Source organism: Acinetobacter sp. YH12254 (assembly GCF_013417415.1).
Lineage (GTDB): Bacteria > Pseudomonadota > Gammaproteobacteria > Pseudomonadales > Moraxellaceae > Acinetobacter > Acinetobacter pseudolwoffii.
In genome coordinates this window covers 1-14,887 of record NZ_VPEB01000013.1, presented here as the reverse complement: position 1 = coordinate 14,887, position 14,887 = coordinate 1, and the positions used below count along the sequence as shown (strand labels likewise).

General features: G+C 45.3%; 17 protein-coding genes. 6 read left to right on the top strand and 11 right to left on the bottom strand.

Translation table 11 applies throughout. From position 1 onward, the window contains the following. Nucleotides 1-38: 38 nt before the first annotated feature. Nucleotides 39-500 (top strand): META domain-containing protein, encoded by a 462-nt coding sequence (locus tag FTV29_RS10475; RefSeq protein WP_100355793.1) that lies wholly within the window; start codon nucleotides 39-41, stop codon nucleotides 498-500. Between the two features lie 102 nt (nucleotides 501-602). Next, nucleotides 603-1,127, top strand: coding sequence for a peptide-methionine (S)-S-oxide reductase MsrA (msrA, locus tag FTV29_RS10470; RefSeq protein ID WP_180075490.1), 525 nt, complete (start codon nucleotides 603-605; stop codon nucleotides 1,125-1,127). 65 nt (nucleotides 1,128-1,192) lie between these two features. Here the strand turns inward: msrA and FTV29_RS10465 are convergent, their stop codons facing one another. From FTV29_RS10465 to FTV29_RS10445, 5 genes are all read right to left on the bottom strand, one after another. Then, the gene (locus FTV29_RS10465; RefSeq protein WP_180075489.1) at nucleotides 1,193-1,597 is read right to left on the bottom strand and encodes a biopolymer transporter ExbD; all 405 of its coding nucleotides are present in this window, start codon (nucleotides 1,595-1,597) and stop codon (nucleotides 1,193-1,195) included. Beyond that, on the bottom strand, nucleotides 1,597-2,220 hold the full coding sequence (locus tag FTV29_RS10460) for a MotA/TolQ/ExbB proton channel family protein (protein ID WP_005095531.1): 624 nt from the start codon (nucleotides 2,218-2,220) through the stop codon (nucleotides 1,597-1,599). Before FTV29_RS10460 ends, FTV29_RS10465 begins: the two co-directional genes overlap by 1 nt. A 25-nt stretch (nucleotides 2,221-2,245) precedes the next feature. After that, entirely contained in the window at nucleotides 2,246-3,016 is a 771-nt protein-coding gene (locus FTV29_RS10455; protein WP_005095529.1) for a hypothetical protein, read from the bottom strand. 193 nt (nucleotides 3,017-3,209) lie between these two features. Beyond that, nucleotides 3,210-4,076 (bottom strand): formyltetrahydrofolate deformylase, encoded by an 867-nt coding sequence (gene purU / locus FTV29_RS10450; RefSeq protein ID WP_005095527.1) that lies wholly within the window; start codon nucleotides 4,074-4,076, stop codon nucleotides 3,210-3,212. Between the two features lie 47 nt (nucleotides 4,077-4,123). Then, nucleotides 4,124-4,855, bottom strand: a complete 732-nt coding sequence (locus tag FTV29_RS10445; RefSeq protein ID WP_034437998.1) for a TetR/AcrR family transcriptional regulator — start codon at nucleotides 4,853-4,855, stop codon at nucleotides 4,124-4,126. A gap of 115 nt (nucleotides 4,856-4,970) precedes the next feature. On the opposite strand from FTV29_RS10445, the gene FTV29_RS10440 reads away from it, so the two are divergent. The 4 genes from FTV29_RS10440 (at nucleotide 4,971) to FTV29_RS10425 (ending at nucleotide 8,840) form a co-directional block, all read left to right on the top strand. Continuing rightward, a complete protein-coding gene (locus tag FTV29_RS10440; protein ID WP_005261753.1) occupies nucleotides 4,971-6,419 on the top strand; it encodes a coniferyl aldehyde dehydrogenase in 1,449 nt (482 codons plus the stop codon). A gap of 165 nt (nucleotides 6,420-6,584) precedes the next feature. Further along, a complete protein-coding gene (gene rpmB / locus FTV29_RS10435) occupies nucleotides 6,585-6,821 on the top strand; it encodes a 50S ribosomal protein L28 (protein ID WP_000048256.1) in 237 nt (78 codons plus the stop codon). A gap of 12 nt (nucleotides 6,822-6,833) precedes the next feature. Continuing rightward, complete coding sequence (gene rpmG, locus FTV29_RS10430; protein WP_001205031.1) at nucleotides 6,834-6,989, top strand: 50S ribosomal protein L33; 156 nt, start codon at nucleotides 6,834-6,836, stop codon at nucleotides 6,987-6,989. Nucleotides 6,990-7,124: 135 nt separating this feature from the next. Continuing rightward, complete coding sequence (locus FTV29_RS10425) at nucleotides 7,125-8,840, top strand: cation:proton antiporter (RefSeq protein WP_159138513.1); 1,716 nt, start codon at nucleotides 7,125-7,127, stop codon at nucleotides 8,838-8,840. 223 nt (nucleotides 8,841-9,063) lie between these two features. Here FTV29_RS10425 and FTV29_RS10420 read toward each other — a convergent pair whose 3' ends face one another. From FTV29_RS10420 to FTV29_RS10395, 6 genes are all read right to left on the bottom strand, one after another. Further along, complete coding sequence (locus FTV29_RS10420; protein ID WP_004278462.1) at nucleotides 9,064-9,342, bottom strand: hypothetical protein; 279 nt, start codon at nucleotides 9,340-9,342, stop codon at nucleotides 9,064-9,066. A 105-nt stretch (nucleotides 9,343-9,447) separates the two neighbouring features. Then, entirely contained in the window at nucleotides 9,448-9,951 is a 504-nt protein-coding gene (locus tag FTV29_RS10415) for a DUF6586 family protein (protein ID WP_159138514.1), read from the bottom strand. 204 nt (nucleotides 9,952-10,155) lie between these two features. Then, complete coding sequence (locus FTV29_RS10410; RefSeq protein ID WP_005095517.1) at nucleotides 10,156-10,407, bottom strand: RNA-binding protein; 252 nt, start codon at nucleotides 10,405-10,407, stop codon at nucleotides 10,156-10,158. A gap of 83 nt (nucleotides 10,408-10,490) precedes the next feature. Beyond that, nucleotides 10,491-12,479: an ATP-dependent helicase gene (locus FTV29_RS10405; protein WP_180075488.1), complete on the bottom strand. Its 1,989-nt coding sequence runs from the start codon at nucleotides 12,477-12,479 to the stop codon at nucleotides 10,491-10,493. Between the two features lie 294 nt (nucleotides 12,480-12,773). Continuing rightward, nucleotides 12,774-13,919, bottom strand: coding sequence for a glycerate kinase (locus FTV29_RS10400; RefSeq protein WP_159138515.1), 1,146 nt, complete (start codon nucleotides 13,917-13,919; stop codon nucleotides 12,774-12,776). 64 nt (nucleotides 13,920-13,983) lie between these two features. Then, a complete protein-coding gene (locus FTV29_RS10395) occupies nucleotides 13,984-14,739 on the bottom strand; it encodes a hypothetical protein (protein ID WP_005172813.1) in 756 nt (251 codons plus the stop codon). Nucleotides 14,740-14,887 lie beyond the last annotated feature (148 nt).

Below are 14,887 nucleotides of genomic sequence, written 5' to 3'. Positions count from 1 at the left end.
TATATACAAATAGCTAGTCAATAATCAGAGTATCTTTCATGCTAAAAAAATTAACTGCAATCGCCCTATTGGGTTCGATATTGGCTGTGATGGGCTGCGAAACCGTGCCGAATACCGCCACCACACAAACCACGAATCATTTACAACTTTTGCAAAATCGCACCTGGATTGCCACACAGATTGGCAATACTGAAATCAAGACAGCGCCAACTGTACGCAATATTCCAAGTCTGCAATTTGATGCCAGTACCCAGCGTGTTTCAGGTTCAGATGGCTGTAACCGGATCATGGGCAGCTATACGGCAGGCAAAGACAGCCTGAATTTAAGCCAGATGGCAACAACACGCATGGCCTGTATGCATAATGATCAGCTCGATCAGAAATTTAATGAAGCTTTAGCCAAGGTGACGCATTATCAGGTATTTGGTAAAACCCTAAAACTATTGGATCGTCATGGTAATGTGTTAATTCAGCTGGAAAGTGCAGTTCAGCCACGTTAAGACTTCCCTACAAAAAGCCTGTATTGGCGGGCTTTTTTATCTTTCATACTGATGGGCCAGGATTTAACCATCAGCCCAGTTCAATCGAATGAGGAATCAGCCATGCAACAAGCACTTTTTGGTGGTGGATGCTTTTGGTGTACCGAAGCGGTATTTTTACAAATTCAGGGCGTTCAGCAAGTCCTGAGTGGCTATGCCGGCGGTCATACCACTGAGCCAAGTTATGAGGCCGTGTGCGGCGGTGAAACCGGCCATGCTGAAGTTATTCTGGTTGATTTCGACGAAAACCAGATCAGCTATGTCCAGCTCCTTGAGGTGTTTTTTGCGACACATGATCCAACCACTTTGAACCGTCAGGGCAATGACGTCGGCACCCAATATCGTTCCGTGATTTATTATCTGAATGCTGAACAAAAAACTCAGGCAGAAGCAGCCATGGATGCTTTAAAAAATGAAGGCCTGAATATTGTGACTGAACTCAGCCCGATGCCGACCTTCTATCCTGCTGAGGAATATCACCAAAATTTCTTTGCGAAAAATCCAAACCAAGGTTACTGCAATTTTGCCATTCCGCCAAAACTGAATAAATTACGCAGTAAATTTATGACTTTGTTAAAAACCCATTAATTTGCATAAAAAATGGGGATAAAAAAAGCGACTGAAATCAGTCGCTTTTTTTCGTTAGCTGAATCTTAGTTATCGGTTGAAAAGGCAATGTCGCTGAGTCCGGCTCCACTCGCACGCGACATGACTTGAGCTACCGTGTCATAACGGGATTCTTTATCTGCTTTCAGCACAATCGTCGGCTGACGTTCAGTCTGACCTGCTTCATTAAAACGGGTCTGTAATTCGTCTAGGGTCAGGACATTGCCATTCCAGGCAATCTCACCTTCCGCATTGATGCTGATTGTGACATTTTCAGGCGGCAGATCAATAATCTCCGCAGTGGTTTGTGGCAAGGTTAATGGAATTGATGGGTTCGCAACGGTCGCTGTCACCAAGAAGATGATCATCAATACCAACATAATGTCGATGAGGGGAATGAGGTTCATCTCATTCATACCTACATCGTTGTCTTCACCCAGTTGAAAAGCCATTAAGCTTGACCTCCCACTAAACTCTGTTGTGTTACTTTTTCATCAGACTTTTTTGCAGCAGATTCCTGTTGCAACATGGTGTCAATCAACAAGCCATGTGCCTGATCTTGTAACTCATGCGCCAAACCACGATTGAAACGCACACAGATGTTATAAGCCAGTACCGCAGGAATCGCGACGGCTAAGCCTAGACCCGTCATGATCAAGGCTTCACCGACTGGGGTTGCCACTTGTGCCAGACCAGCCTGACCGCTTTTACCCACTGCAACCAGCGCATGGAAAATACCCCACACGGTACCAAACAAACCGACAAATGGTGAAATCGAAGCAATCGTACCGAGGACGGATACCCCTTTCTCAGCATTGGCTTTTTCGGCTGAAATCTGACGTAACAATGCCTGTTCTGCCACTGCCTTACGCTGTTCAAAGCCCAAAGGAGCCAATTTGGTTTTCAGTTGCTCCAATGCTTGAGACAGCTGGGTATAAGCAACTTGTTTAAGCTGGCGAGTGCCCATTAAACGCAGCACAAAAATGGTCCATGTCGCAATCGACATTGCCAATAACACGAAGTACAGCGTTTTACTGACTGCATCAGCGTGTTGCCAATAAACTGAAAAGTTCATCTTCGAACTCCTAATGGGTTAGCCGTTATTTGGTAATTTGAAAATCGAAAGGTTGCTCAACCCGGGTTGGATAAGCCACACCATTTTCCACATATTTGGTTAGTTGCGCGCGGCGTACCGCTGCTTCAACTTTACGGTTCACTGCCGAGCTACAATCCGAATTACGTGCAGTCGCAGAAACCACTTTACCCTGCTCATTTGCCGCCACATCGACTACCATCGAACAAGTCGCTCTTAACTCACCTGAAGACAAGGAAACTTTCGGTGCGCGCTGCCAGCTCACTCCACCCCCAATCGAGACACTTTTTGGTGATGGCGCAGCAGCAGGTGCTGGCGGTGCTACAGGCGCAGGTGGCGCGACTGGAGCTGGTGCCGGTTGCACTTTGGTTTCGGTGACCACTGTCGGTACCACCGGACTTGGGGTTGGTTTAGCTTCAACGGGTGGTGCTTTCACGACTTTAGGTGCTTCTGCCTTCTTCACCTGTTCTATTTTTTCAACTTTTTTTGGTGGTGGTGGCAGCGGTTTATCTACAATTTTGACTTCTTTGGGCTTAGGCGGCTCTTTTTGTGGCTCGGCCTTCGGCTTTGGCGGTAAAGGTTTTGGTGCTTCCTGCAATTTTACAAAGCGCACTTTAAGCGGCTCTTTCTCTACAGGCTTGAGCTCCGGTGCGTCCATCTGGCTCACTGCCCACAATAGACCCACATGTCCGACGAACACGGCCGCCAGAATCGAGATGACTTTCTTTTTCATCTTGTTGGGCGGTGTAGGTGGCATGGGAGCAGCAACTTGACTCATTAAATCTATTACCTTGAGGAGATGATGTGAAACAAACAATCAAGCTCATCGGTTAGCACAATTAAAGTACGCCAATAATAAATGAGAAGTGTTTTCATTTGCAACTACTAATCATGCCTTTCACTGATTTTTTTTGCATCAAAACAAAAAAAGGCACACTAAAAGTATGCCTTTTTAAATAGGGATGCAAGTTTTATTGGAACACTACAGTTTTATTGCCATCGACAATAATACGGTCTTCCAGATGCCATTTCACTGCACGTGCCAGTACATTACGTTCTACATCCTGACCGAGTTCACGCAACTGTTCAACGGTAAAGTCATGATTGACACGTTCTACGTCCTGCTCGATGATCGGGCCCTGATCCAGATCGGCAGTGACATAGTGTGCAGTCGCACCGATCAGCTTAACACCTTTTTCATGCGCCTGCTTATACGGATTTGCACCGACAAATGCGGGCAGGAATGAATGGTGAATATTGATCACTTTCATTTCCCACTTGCTTACAAATTCTTCATCTAGAATCTGCATATAGCGCGCCAATACCAACAGGTCATTGCCCTGCATTAACTGGTCAATTTCTGCATAGGCTTCAGGCTTGTTGTCTTTGGTCACCGGCACCACTTCAAATGGAATCCCAAAGTTTTCAACCGCTTCGCGTAAAGTCTCGTGATTCGATACCACCTTGGTAATTTCACATGGCAAACCACCACGGGCATGACGCCATAACAGCTCAAGCAAGGCATGATCGACCTTAGACACCAAAATACCGACTTTCTTCACATCGCTGACCAGAGCCAGACGCCATTGCATGCCATAACGCTCTGCGACATTTACCGCAAAAGTCTGGGTAATGCTTTCTTTACGGCTTTGCAGATGATCCAGTTCAAATTCAACGCGCATGAAGTAACGGCCGCCCTGCGCTGCTGTCGCATATTGGTCAAGCGCAGTAATATTGGCACCTTGATGATACAAGAAGCTCGAAACAGCCTGCACGATGCCCGGCTTGTCTTCACAAGTAATCAATAAACGTGCGGTGTTAGCAGTCGTCATATTCATGTTGGTTTAAGTCACTAATCAGTTAAATTAAAAATAAGCCGAGTATTCTAGCGCGTTTCTTGGATATTCTGAATAGTTTGTTCAGATTCAGAATCTTTAGATGACGACAGGCTGGCAAAAAGTTCCGAAGAGCCCAAACTACTCAATAAACCTTCATAGGTTTGACGACTTTCACCACGTAAATACGCCCCTTCCAGGAATACCATTTGACGGAGTGCCTGCCAGACCCATTTTTCTTCCAGCGTATTGGAATCGGTTAAATGACCTGACATATACAGGAAGTTGGTCCAGTTGGTCAGTACAATCCACAGGTTAATGATCAGGGCTTCAATTTCTGAATCGGTCATGTCCATCAGGCCTGCATTAACAAAGCCTTTATAAATTTTCTGGCCCTGCTGCATCACCTGTCCGGCAAAGCGTGGATACATCTTGCGAAAATCTTCGTTATTTTCTACCAGATGATAGACATCACGATGCAGGAAACGGTAAGCCCATAACTGGCTGCTCAGCACCTGAAAATAATGCACCTTATCATTGGCATCCAGTGCACGGTCATCCGGCAGCGCCAGCATTTCCAGGGTCTGATGCTGGTACTGTTCCATCAATTCTTTAATAATTTCATTTTTATTGCGGAAATGATAATACAGGTTACCCGGGCTCATGCCGAGTTCAGCCGCAATGTGATTGGTGGTTACCGATCGTTCGCCACGCTCGTTAAACAGCTGCAAACTGAGCTGCAAGATACGCTCTTTAGTTTTTAAGGTTTTGGTTTGGGACATCCTAAAATAACCATTCAGTTCATGCATTAGCAGGCTAACACACAAAGTCACTTGACTAATTAGAGTATTTGCTCTAAAAATTAATTAATCGATTTTTGAATAATGGTAGTGCGGCATGAACAGTCACACAAAAACAACATCAATGACACCACATTTTTTTGATAGCCAATATCTGAATGAAGTCTTGGCGCAACAAAAACACGCTTACTTACACTACCCTCTGCCGACTGCAAAGGAACGTATCGATCGTTTAGCTCGACTTAAGCGTATCTTAGTTAAGTATCAAGATCAATTTGCTGATGCAATTAATCAGGACTATGGTAACCGTTCCATTGGGGAAACCAAGATTGGTGAACTGCTCACCTGTCTGGAACATATCAAATATTACAGCAAAAACCTGACCCGATGGATGAAACCTTCCAAGCGTCATGTGGGCATTATTCATCAGCCGGCCAAAGCCTGGGTGCAATATCAGCCTTTAGGCGTAGTCGGAATTATCGCACCTTGGAACTATCCGCTGTTATTGTCGATTGGCCCTTTGATTTGCGCACTGGCGGCCGGCAACCATGCCATGATCAAAATTTCCAGTGCATCCGCTGCTTTTGGTGAAGTTCTGGAAAAAGCCCTGGCTGAAGCCTTCCCTAAAGAATTGGTCGCTGTAGTGAATGGTGGCGGTGTGATTTCAGATGCTTTCTGTCGTTTGCCTTTCGATAAACTGATTTTCACCGGCTCAACTGCTGTCGGTAAAACCGTCATGGCAGCCGCTGCCGAAAATCTGGTTCCGGTGATTCTGGAACTGGGCGGTAAATCTCCGGTACTGGTGCATCCGTCGATTGATCTGCGTGATGTGGCACAGCGGATTGCGGTGGGCAAACTCTGGAATGCCGGTCAGACCTGTGTAGCGCCAGACTATATGTTCCTGCCTCGCGGGAAAACTGCCGAGTTCATTGATCACTTTAAAGCCTGTGTCGAAAGCATGTATCCGGATATCACCCATAATCAGGATTACACTTCGATTATCAATGATAAACAGTATAACCGTCTGCAAGGTTATCTGGATGATGCACGCGAACAGGGTGCGCAAGTCATTGAAATTAATCCGCGCAGTGAAAACTCGGCTGATCTGCGTAAGATTGCACCGACCATCGTGACCAATGTCACCCCGATGATGCAGATCATGCAGCATGAAATCTTTGGTCCGCTGCTCCCGATCATGGAATATGATCAAATTGACGATGTCATCGACTTTATTAATAGCCGTCCGCGTCCACTTGCTTTATACTACTTCGACTTTGATCAGGCGCGTGCCGATTATGTCGCACAGCGTACCCATTCAGGGCATTTCGGGCAAAATACGGTACTGACCCATGTTGCGCAGGACGATCTACCATTTGGGGGTGTCGGTGCATCAGGTATGGGTAAATACCATGGCCCAGAAGGCTTCTTCAGTTTGTCGCATGAACGCTCAGTAATGTCGAATCCAAAGCTGTATAGCTTGAAATACATTCTGCCGCCGTTCAATAAACCGATTCACAAGCTGATTTCGAAGACACTTCTCCGCTAAATGATCAAGGCATGAGCTATCGATATAGTTCGTGCCGCGTTTTGACGAAAATCGCTTGTCTTTTAAGCGCATTTTTGATATAAAACGCCCCTTGAATGATTTCAATCCGTTTATTTTTGACTGGCCATACAGATTTGCTGTTGGCTAAATCAATGGAGTTACACCATGTCTAAGGTTTGCCAAGTTACCGGCAAGCGTCCAGTCGTTGGTAACAACGTCTCACACGCCAACAACAAAACTAAGCGCCGGTTCGAGCCGAACCTGCACCACCACCGTTTCTGGTTAGAAAGCGAAAAACGTTTTGTACGTCTTCGTTTAACCACTAAAGGTATGCGTATTATCGACAAATTGGGCATTGAAAAGGTTGTTGCTGACCTACGTGCTCAAGGTCAAAAGATCTAAGGAGTCTGAACCATGCGTGATAAAATTCGCTTAGTTTCTTCAGCTGGTACAGGTTATTTCTATACCACGACTAAGAACAAACGTACTATGCCGGAAAAAATGGAAATCAAAAAATTTGATCCAAAAATCCGTCAACACGTAATCTTCAAAGAAGCTAAAATCAAATAATTTTAGTTTCTTTAAAAAAACGACCTTTGCGGGTCGTTTTTTTTTGCACTTTTTTTATCCGGCTTGATAAACTTTCTGCATGTTTTGGCACTTTTTGTGCTTATTTCCCAGCAAACCTAGCTAAAGGAGTATTTAGTGCCACATGACGTAGAGCTCATTATATTACTGGCTGTTGGTTTTGGCTTAGCTTTGGTCTTTGGCTATCTCGCCGCACGGTTACGTCTCCCCCCTTTGATCGGTTACTTAATTGCCGGCATTCTGATTAGTCCCCACACGCCCGGTGTGGTCGGTGATATTCATCTGGCCAACCAGCTGGCAGAACTTGGCGTCATGTTCCTGATGTTTGGCGTCGGGATGCATTTTTCCCTGAACGATCTGATGCAGGTCCGCCGGATTGCCCTGCCTGGTGCGATTTTACAGATTGCAGTTGCTACCTTGCTCGGGGTCGGAGTTTCGATGCTGTGGGGCTGGAGCTTTGGTTCAGCGCTGGTCTTCGGCCTAAGCCTATCCTGTGCCAGTACCGTGGTTCTACTCAAAGCACTCGGTGATCGCGGCCTTCTCGATTCGATCAATGGCCGGATTGCTGTTGGCTGGTTGCTGGTCGAAGATCTGGTCATGGTCTTGGCGCTGGTACTGTTACCTGCCACTGCGGTACTTTTAGGTGGGCAGGCTCTGGAAGGCGCAAGCGATGAGAATATCTGGCTCACCTTAGGTATCACCCTGCTCAAAGTCGCAGGCTTTATTGCCTTCATGCTGATTATTGGTAAACGCTTGATTCCAATGATCATACGGGTAGTGGCACGTCTCGGTTCACGTGAGCTGTTTACCTTAACTGTGGTAGCTGCTGCTGTTTCGATTGCCTTTGGTGCCTATAAAGTCTTTGGGGTATCTATGGCGCTGGGGGCTTTCTTTGCCGGGATGGTGGTGAAAGAGTCAGATTTCAGTCATCGCGCGGAACAAGAAACCTTGCCGCTGCGTGAAATCTTCTCAATCTTATTCTTTGTTTCTGTCGGCATGCTGTTTGATCCGCGTATTTTACTGGAACAGCCACTCCATGTGCTGACAGTCGTCGGCATTATTCTGATTGGTAAAACTCTTGCAGCAATGGCACTGGTATTGTTCTTCCGCTATCCAATCAATACCGCGCTGACTGTTGGCGCTTCGCTGGCACAGATTGGTGAATTTTCATTTATTTTGGCAGCACTTGGGGTGTCACTGAATCTGCTTTCACTAGAAGGTCAAAACCTGATTCTGGCGGGTGCATTGATCTCGATCACTCTTAATTCCTTTATCTTCTCCGCGATTGAACCGGTACAAAAATGGATTCGGGAACGCTCGACCCTGGCACGCTTACTGGAACGCAGTGGTGATCCATTGGCAATGTTACCCGATGAAGTTTCACAGGATTACTTGCGTGATCAGGTGGTGCTGATTGGTCATGGTGAAGTGGGTCGTCGTATTACCCGCTCATTAATGGAAGAAAATATCAAGGTGGTTATTGCAGAAGAAAACCGCGATATTGTCGAAAATCTGCGTGAAAAAGGTATTGCCGCGGTTTCAGGCGCTGCGACTGAAGCCGGTGTTTTGATCCAGGCGCATATTCAACATGCGCGCTTACTGGTCATTTCCCCTATGGATATCATCGATATTCATAAAATTGTAGATATTGCCAAGACCTTGAATCCGAAAATTCAGGTATTGGTCTGTGCCGAAAGCAAGGAAGAAGCTGAAGCGATCCGTCGTGATAATATCGGCGCGGTGTATTATGCCAAAGAAGAAATGGCGAAAAATATGAGTAATCATATTTTAAACCAGATCGAAATTGCGCATCAGCATCCCCCTTCTCATTAATCTCTCTGCATAAAAAAAGTTGCCCAATGTGGCAACTTTTTTTATGCATAATCACAAGATTTTTTGTAATAAGCTGACTTCAAATCATCAGGAGTAAAATCAAAGAAACGAGGTTTTCATTTCTTGAAACTCACCTTGAGCTCGTACTTAAAATCTAACTTATTCCCCAACCCTTTAAAATCAAAAAGCACACCGATAGTGTGCTTTTGAATACATTGTAATCTTAACTCATATACTTCGGCTCTTCATCCACCACTTCTGCCTGCCATTCATTGACCTGCTGTTCCAGCAAGCCATACAGGGCCGCCTGAATCATCTGTTGCGCAATCACAGGCGTCTGCTCTCCGAGTAGAGCCTTCACCTCGTCATTAAACTGAATCATGACCAAAGGCTGTTTATGCGAACCTGCATTGCGTAAAGCCAAGGCACCACCTTCAAGTTGAACGAGTTCTAAAATCGCGTCTTGATTACCAAATAAGTCTTTCAACTGTTCTATAGACATATATCCTCCATGTTCAACATGGTGGCAAAGAGCCGGGTGCACTTTGCATCATTAGAGTAATTAATATAGGGTTAAAAATTCTAATTTCAAGTACGGTCGATCCGATTAAAATTCAATCATCTCATTGCGAAAACCATCGATGAGTTGTGTCAAGTCACGATGCCATTCTCTTAATATAGCAGGATCAGGTAACCATGCTTGTGGAGACTGTGTGACTTTAATGATGAGATTTGAGGAGGTTTCGTCTTCGGGTTCCGGTGTAATCGGTTCAGGCGCATACTGGCACAGACGATACGCACGTTTTAGTTCAGCAATGAAACCGCTCTTGGATAAGTGTTGTAATACGGCTACTTCGGGTGAAATCTGGCCTTTGGCTGCCATTAGTTCTTCGATCGATTTTAACGTCGGATTGGCATCATTCAGGCGATAGTAACGCACCAGTTCCTGCAAAAATGCCAATAAAGCGCCATGCAAATGAAACACAGTCGCCTCACGTTGTGCCTGAGCCTGTTGCACATGCTCGGTTTGCTCTGCCTGCTGACAGGCAAGACGGGCAAAATACAGTTTTTGATTGGTACGGTCCGCATGATAGCGAGCAACACGGGTCATTGATATTTCCTAAGGTTTTAAACAAATTTTGGCTTTTATAAAGTAAAAGGTTCGCTTTCATTTCGCAATCAAAACATGTTTAAACTGAATCCATCCAGTACTGAAATCCAGAAAATCTAACTGCCTGCACGAGTACAACCATGAGCACAACAAGGCTAAATTTCAGCCATAAAAAAGGAGCATATCAAGTGCTCCTTTTCCAGTTTAAGCCTCGGGCTTATCTTCTGCTTGTTTTACCCGGATTCCATGTCCGTGCAAACGCAAAGTATTCAGGCCTTTAATGGCTTTGATGGCTTCACGTGCATGCGGCATTTCTACAAAGGCAAAGCCTTTTGATTTTCCGGTTGCCGCATCGAGCACCAAAGTACAAGTATTCACTGTGCCATATTCCTGGAACAACTTCAGCAACTCGGCTTCTGTGACCGTACGTTCTAAATTACGAACTAAAATTTTCATCTGATAACCTTAAGAAGATAGGCAAAAAATATCAAAAAGCACGCGCCTACTCTACTTTTTGTATGCAACAACTTTGCTATAGTTTAATCGAGATCAATGCCAAAATCTAAATTAATCGATTGACGTTCAATTAAGGCACTTTTCACGGTCTGCTGCCGGGTTTTGTAATGGGTTTCCGTGGTACATAAATGCCGGGTGAGATCATTCAAGAAATAACTTGCGACTTTACGCCCCTGCGCATCGACCGTTTCCCGCGCCCAGTGATTCAGGTTTTGTTTGGTCAAAATCAATTCATTTTTGGCCCGGGTCAGCGCTACATACAGCACACGACGTTCTTCTTCAACATCATCAAAGTCGCCTTGGGCGCGTGCATGCGGATAATTTCCCGGCGTGACATTGGCCACATAACAGACATTTTGCTCTGTGCCTTTGGCTGAATGAATGGTAATCAGGGTCACTACATCATGATCGGACTGGCGTTCAATTTCCGAAATCGACACTGGATCGAGCACATATTCCTCTAAAAATTCACTCAGCTGTGAGTGCTTGGAGGCCAGTTGTTTCACCAGTTCAAAATCACCCTGACGACGTGGCCAGTCTTTTTTATAGTTCTCTGCCAGTTGTGTTTCAATTGCCTGAATCGCAAGACTGACACAAGCCTGCACTTCGCCTTTCAGCACGCTCATCTGCTTCATGATCAGAATCGCATTTAGAGGTATCTTGCCAAATTTCTCCAGTCTATCGGAGATTTTATCGATTTCAGGTTCCAGCAGAATGTGTTGCGCCAGCTTGCTTGCACCGACATCACCGACACCATTCCACAGGGTCAAGAAACGCATCCAGGCGATATCATCCAGCGGATTGGCGACCACACGCAGCATGCTGAGCAAATCTTTGACATGTGCCGTTTCCAGCAGCTTCATACCGCCAATAAATCGATACGGTACATTGGCCGCGATACAGGCTGCTTCAATATGCCGCGCGGCAAAACTGGAACGCACCAGTACCATATGTTCGCCCCATTTGCTGCCCTGTAGATAATGACGCTCTTTAATATCAATTGCGATCCATTTGGCTTCATCAAACTCATTCGGAAATATATGCATGCGCGGCTTTAGGCCCTCGCCACGATAAGCTTCCAGACGTTTGTCATATTTGATTTCAGACTGATCCAGCAGCCAGTTGGACAGATCCAGAATTTCCTGGGTCGAGCGGTAGTTTTTTTCCAGTTTAAAAATCTGCGCATCTGGTACCCGTTCTTTGAAATGATGAATATTTTCAAAATCGGCACCACGGAAACCATAAATCGATTGAGCATCATCACCGACACAGAACAGGCTAATCCGGTCTTTCAGTGGCTCCAACAAAGCCCATTGCAATGGATTGGTATCCTGCATTTCATCGACCAGCATATGTCGACAGATTGAAGCCACATAATCGACCAAGCCTTCTGATTGTGCCAAAGCTGTCGCCACCACCGCCAGAATATCGTCATAATCCAGAAAACTGCGCGCCTGTTTGCGTGCTTCATATTCCTTCATGATCTCGGCAATTTGATCTTTCAGCGCCAAATATTCCGGCATCTGCTTTTCCAGCGCGAGACTGAGCTTCTGCCGAGTATTACGTGCAAAGGAATATAAATCGCAGAGTTCTTGTGGCTTGGGCAGATGATTGGGATTTTTCTTGTCATCACGGCCACGAATCAGACGGAACATCATCAACTGATCATCACGATCAATAATCGAGAACTGTTCCAGACCAAAGGCCTTCGGAATACGGCGCAACAGATACATACAGAAAGTATGAAAAGTCGAGGCACGCAAACCTTTGGCTTGATCCCCCAAGGCTAATTCCACCCGCGCTACAATTTCACTGGCTGCACGGCGGGTAAAGGTCAGAATCTGAATCTGGTTGGCGGGTACACCCTGCTCAATCAGGTAAGCTGCACGTGCCACGATGGTCTTGGTTTTGCCACAACCTGCCCCGGCCAGCACCAGACTATGTTTTGTTTCTGTGGTCGCTGCTTGCTTTTGTTGGGGATTTAATTCATCAATCAGGTTGGCTAAACTCATTTTCACTCATCGTTTTGTGGATGGCTGTAGTTTAGCAGATCGCTCTTATAATTATGGCTTTTCATCCGCCCTGAAACAGCAGCAAATTTTATCTCTTGATTTGTTTGCTATAGGGTCGACAGCATAGATGCCGTCTGCTGGATTGAGATATAGGAACATACCCTCAATCCAGCAAAGGATTTCTGTTACCTTGCGAAGCAGTGCTTCTCATCCATGAAAAGCAAGATCTGCTTATGCGTTATTATCTGCCATTACGTAAAGCTTGTGCAGCAATGACGATCTTGTAAAAGAAAACTAAATACGCTGTTCCTCAATATTTTTAATTGTTTTGGACACTGCTTTTTCCAGATTCACTTCCGCATTTTTTAAGGCTTCTTCCCGGCTACAATCTGGTGGATTAATCCCGATAATCTGACTAAATCCAGACTCATATAGTGACTCAATCCCATCCCCCACCAGTCCAGCAAATGCAAGCACCGGTTTATTGAATTTTTGTGCTACTTGTGCCACGCCAAATGGGGTTTTGCCTAATTTAGTTTGATGATCAAGCTTGCCCTCACCAGTCAGAACATAATCGGCTTGAGCTATTTTATTGGCTAAATCTGTCTGCTGAATGATGAGTTCCACACCTGATCGAATAGAAGCAGCTGTGAATGCCATTAAGCCAAAACCGAGTCCACCTGCCGCACCCGCACCTGCAACATGACGATGATCACGTCCAATGTGCCGAGCAACCAGATCGGCGAAATGACTGAGGTTTTGATCCAGTTGCTTGACCATTTCCGGTGTCGCACCTTTTTGTGGGCCAAAGATCGCTGAAGCACCATTGGGTCCACACAGCGGATTATTCACATCCGATGCAATGATAATTTCAATATCCGCCAGCCGTGAATCCAGTTCGGATAAATCAATTGCTATGATTTGATCCAGGTTTCCACCGCAAACCTGTATTTCTAATCCTTGGGCATCTAAAAACCGAGCGCCTAAAGCCTGTGCCATTCCCGCACCGGCATCGTTCGTCACACTGCCACCCAAGCCAATGATGATTTTACTGGCCTCTAAATCGAGCGCAGACTTGATCATTTCTCCTGTGCCACAGGTTGAAGTCAGCAGAGGATTACGCCTTGCAGCTTCCAGCAGATCTATGCCATTGGCTTTGGCCATTTCAATGATTGCGGCTTTTCCTGCATCAATTACGCCAAAATACGTCTGGATGCGCTGATCAGGCAATGGGCCTGTCACTTCACAGGGAATGCGCTGTCCTTTTGAACTTGAGATCAGCGTATCGACAGTGCCTTCCCCTCCATCCGCCATAGGAACATGAATACACAAAGCATCAGGCAACACGTTTTGAATGCCACGCTGCATGGCCTGACAGGCTTGTTCAGCACTCATACTTTCTTTAAAGGAATCTGGAGCAAGAACAAAAGTAAGCGGCATATGGTTATTTTTATCTATCAATAAAGTCTAGATTCTGGATAAATCCAAGAGAATCTACAAGTCTTTATTTCCAGCCCAACTCAATTGCTGTGATCTCATTAATCAGGGTCTGATCCAGAGATCCCGGCATTTTACTCGTGGTTTCGGACAGCGGGATATGTCCTGCCATCAGTTCTGCCTTGGCTTGTGGGAACACAGGTTGCTGATCTGGAAATGCATAACCTATTGGATAAATCGGCTGACCTGTGGCCAGATCATATTTATCACTGGCACCAAAGGCATGCAGTAACTCATGTACCAAAACAATTTTATTTTGTTCAGACTGCTTTTGAGAGGCAAACAGGTTGACCGAACCAATCCGGCCTTTTTGCAAGGCAGTTGAATGCTTTAATTGCCGGGTTTGTGCCGGATCATAATAATTTAAAAACAGGGTCAGACTGGCAGAAGGGTCCGAACTTTGTTGCTGTTTCCAGGCATAAAATCGAAACTTTAAACTCCATACAACAGTATCGAAAATTGAGGCCTGCTCAGGGACTTTAGGCGGTAAAACTTTAAGCTCACGACCCAAATTAAAATAAAAATAAGTGGGTTGATTACGATATTGCTGTGCTGATTTTTGTAGAAAGTCTCTTGCCGTTTCTAGATCCTGAACTGACAGTTGCTGGATGTATTGCTGTGTGGTCGGTAATCCATCTGCATTAATTGGATGCAACAGAACCATGACCGGCTTTGACCAGTTCTGATTTTGATCACGATAGGCATTGACTGCAACGATCAATAAAATACTTAATAAAATCAGAATCCGAATCTTTTTCCACATATCCCCCAGCAACCTTATTTATTTCGCAGATTCAAATCTCAAGTGCGACACATTTGTAGTTAGTTGAAAAAGTTAGGTGTATTCGTAGAATCATTGGACTTTTTCAACTCGCAATTGGAAAGCACACAATGAAGAAATACACCCAACT

Excerpts from the sequence above, each read along its gene's own strand:
- FTV29_RS10415 (WP_159138514.1), bottom strand. The coding sequence starts at position 9,951 with ATGACCCGTGTTGCTCGCTATCATGCGGACCGTACCAATCAAAAACTG.
- FTV29_RS10455 (WP_005095529.1), bottom strand. The coding sequence starts at position 3,016 with ATGAGTCAAGTTGCTGCTCCCATGCCACCTACACCGCCCAACAAGATG.
- FTV29_RS10410 (WP_005095517.1), bottom strand. The coding sequence starts at position 10,407 with ATGAAAATTTTAGTTCGTAATTTAGAACGTACGGTCACAGAAGCCGAG.
- FTV29_RS10465 (WP_180075489.1), bottom strand. The coding sequence starts at position 1,597 with ATGGCTTTTCAACTGGGTGAAGACAACGATGTAGGTATGAATGAGATG.
- msrA (WP_180075490.1), top strand. The coding sequence starts at position 603 with ATGCAACAAGCACTTTTTGGTGGTGGATGCTTTTGGTGTACCGAAGCG.
- FTV29_RS10405 (WP_180075488.1), bottom strand. The coding sequence starts at position 12,479 with ATGAGTTTAGCCAACCTGATTGATGAATTAAATCCCCAACAAAAGCAA.
- FTV29_RS10445 (WP_034437998.1), bottom strand. The coding sequence starts at position 4,855 with ATGTCCCAAACCAAAACCTTAAAAACTAAAGAGCGTATCTTGCAGCTC.
- FTV29_RS10475 (WP_100355793.1), top strand. The coding sequence starts at position 39 with ATGCTAAAAAAATTAACTGCAATCGCCCTATTGGGTTCGATATTGGCT.
- FTV29_RS10460 (WP_005095531.1), bottom strand. The coding sequence starts at position 2,220 with ATGAACTTTTCAGTTTATTGGCAACACGCTGATGCAGTCAGTAAAACG.
- FTV29_RS10420 (WP_004278462.1), bottom strand. The coding sequence starts at position 9,342 with ATGTCTATAGAACAGTTGAAAGACTTATTTGGTAATCAAGACGCGATT.
- FTV29_RS10400 (WP_159138515.1), bottom strand. The coding sequence starts at position 13,919 with ATGCCGCTTACTTTTGTTCTTGCTCCAGATTCCTTTAAAGAAAGTATG.
- rpmG (WP_001205031.1), top strand. The coding sequence starts at position 6,834 with ATGCGTGATAAAATTCGCTTAGTTTCTTCAGCTGGTACAGGTTATTTC.
- FTV29_RS10440 (WP_005261753.1), top strand. The coding sequence starts at position 4,971 with ATGAACAGTCACACAAAAACAACATCAATGACACCACATTTTTTTGAT.
- purU (WP_005095527.1), bottom strand. The coding sequence starts at position 4,076 with ATGAATATGACGACTGCTAACACCGCACGTTTATTGATTACTTGTGAA.
- rpmB (WP_000048256.1), top strand. The coding sequence starts at position 6,585 with ATGTCTAAGGTTTGCCAAGTTACCGGCAAGCGTCCAGTCGTTGGTAAC.
- FTV29_RS10395 (WP_005172813.1), bottom strand. The coding sequence starts at position 14,739 with ATGTGGAAAAAGATTCGGATTCTGATTTTATTAAGTATTTTATTGATC.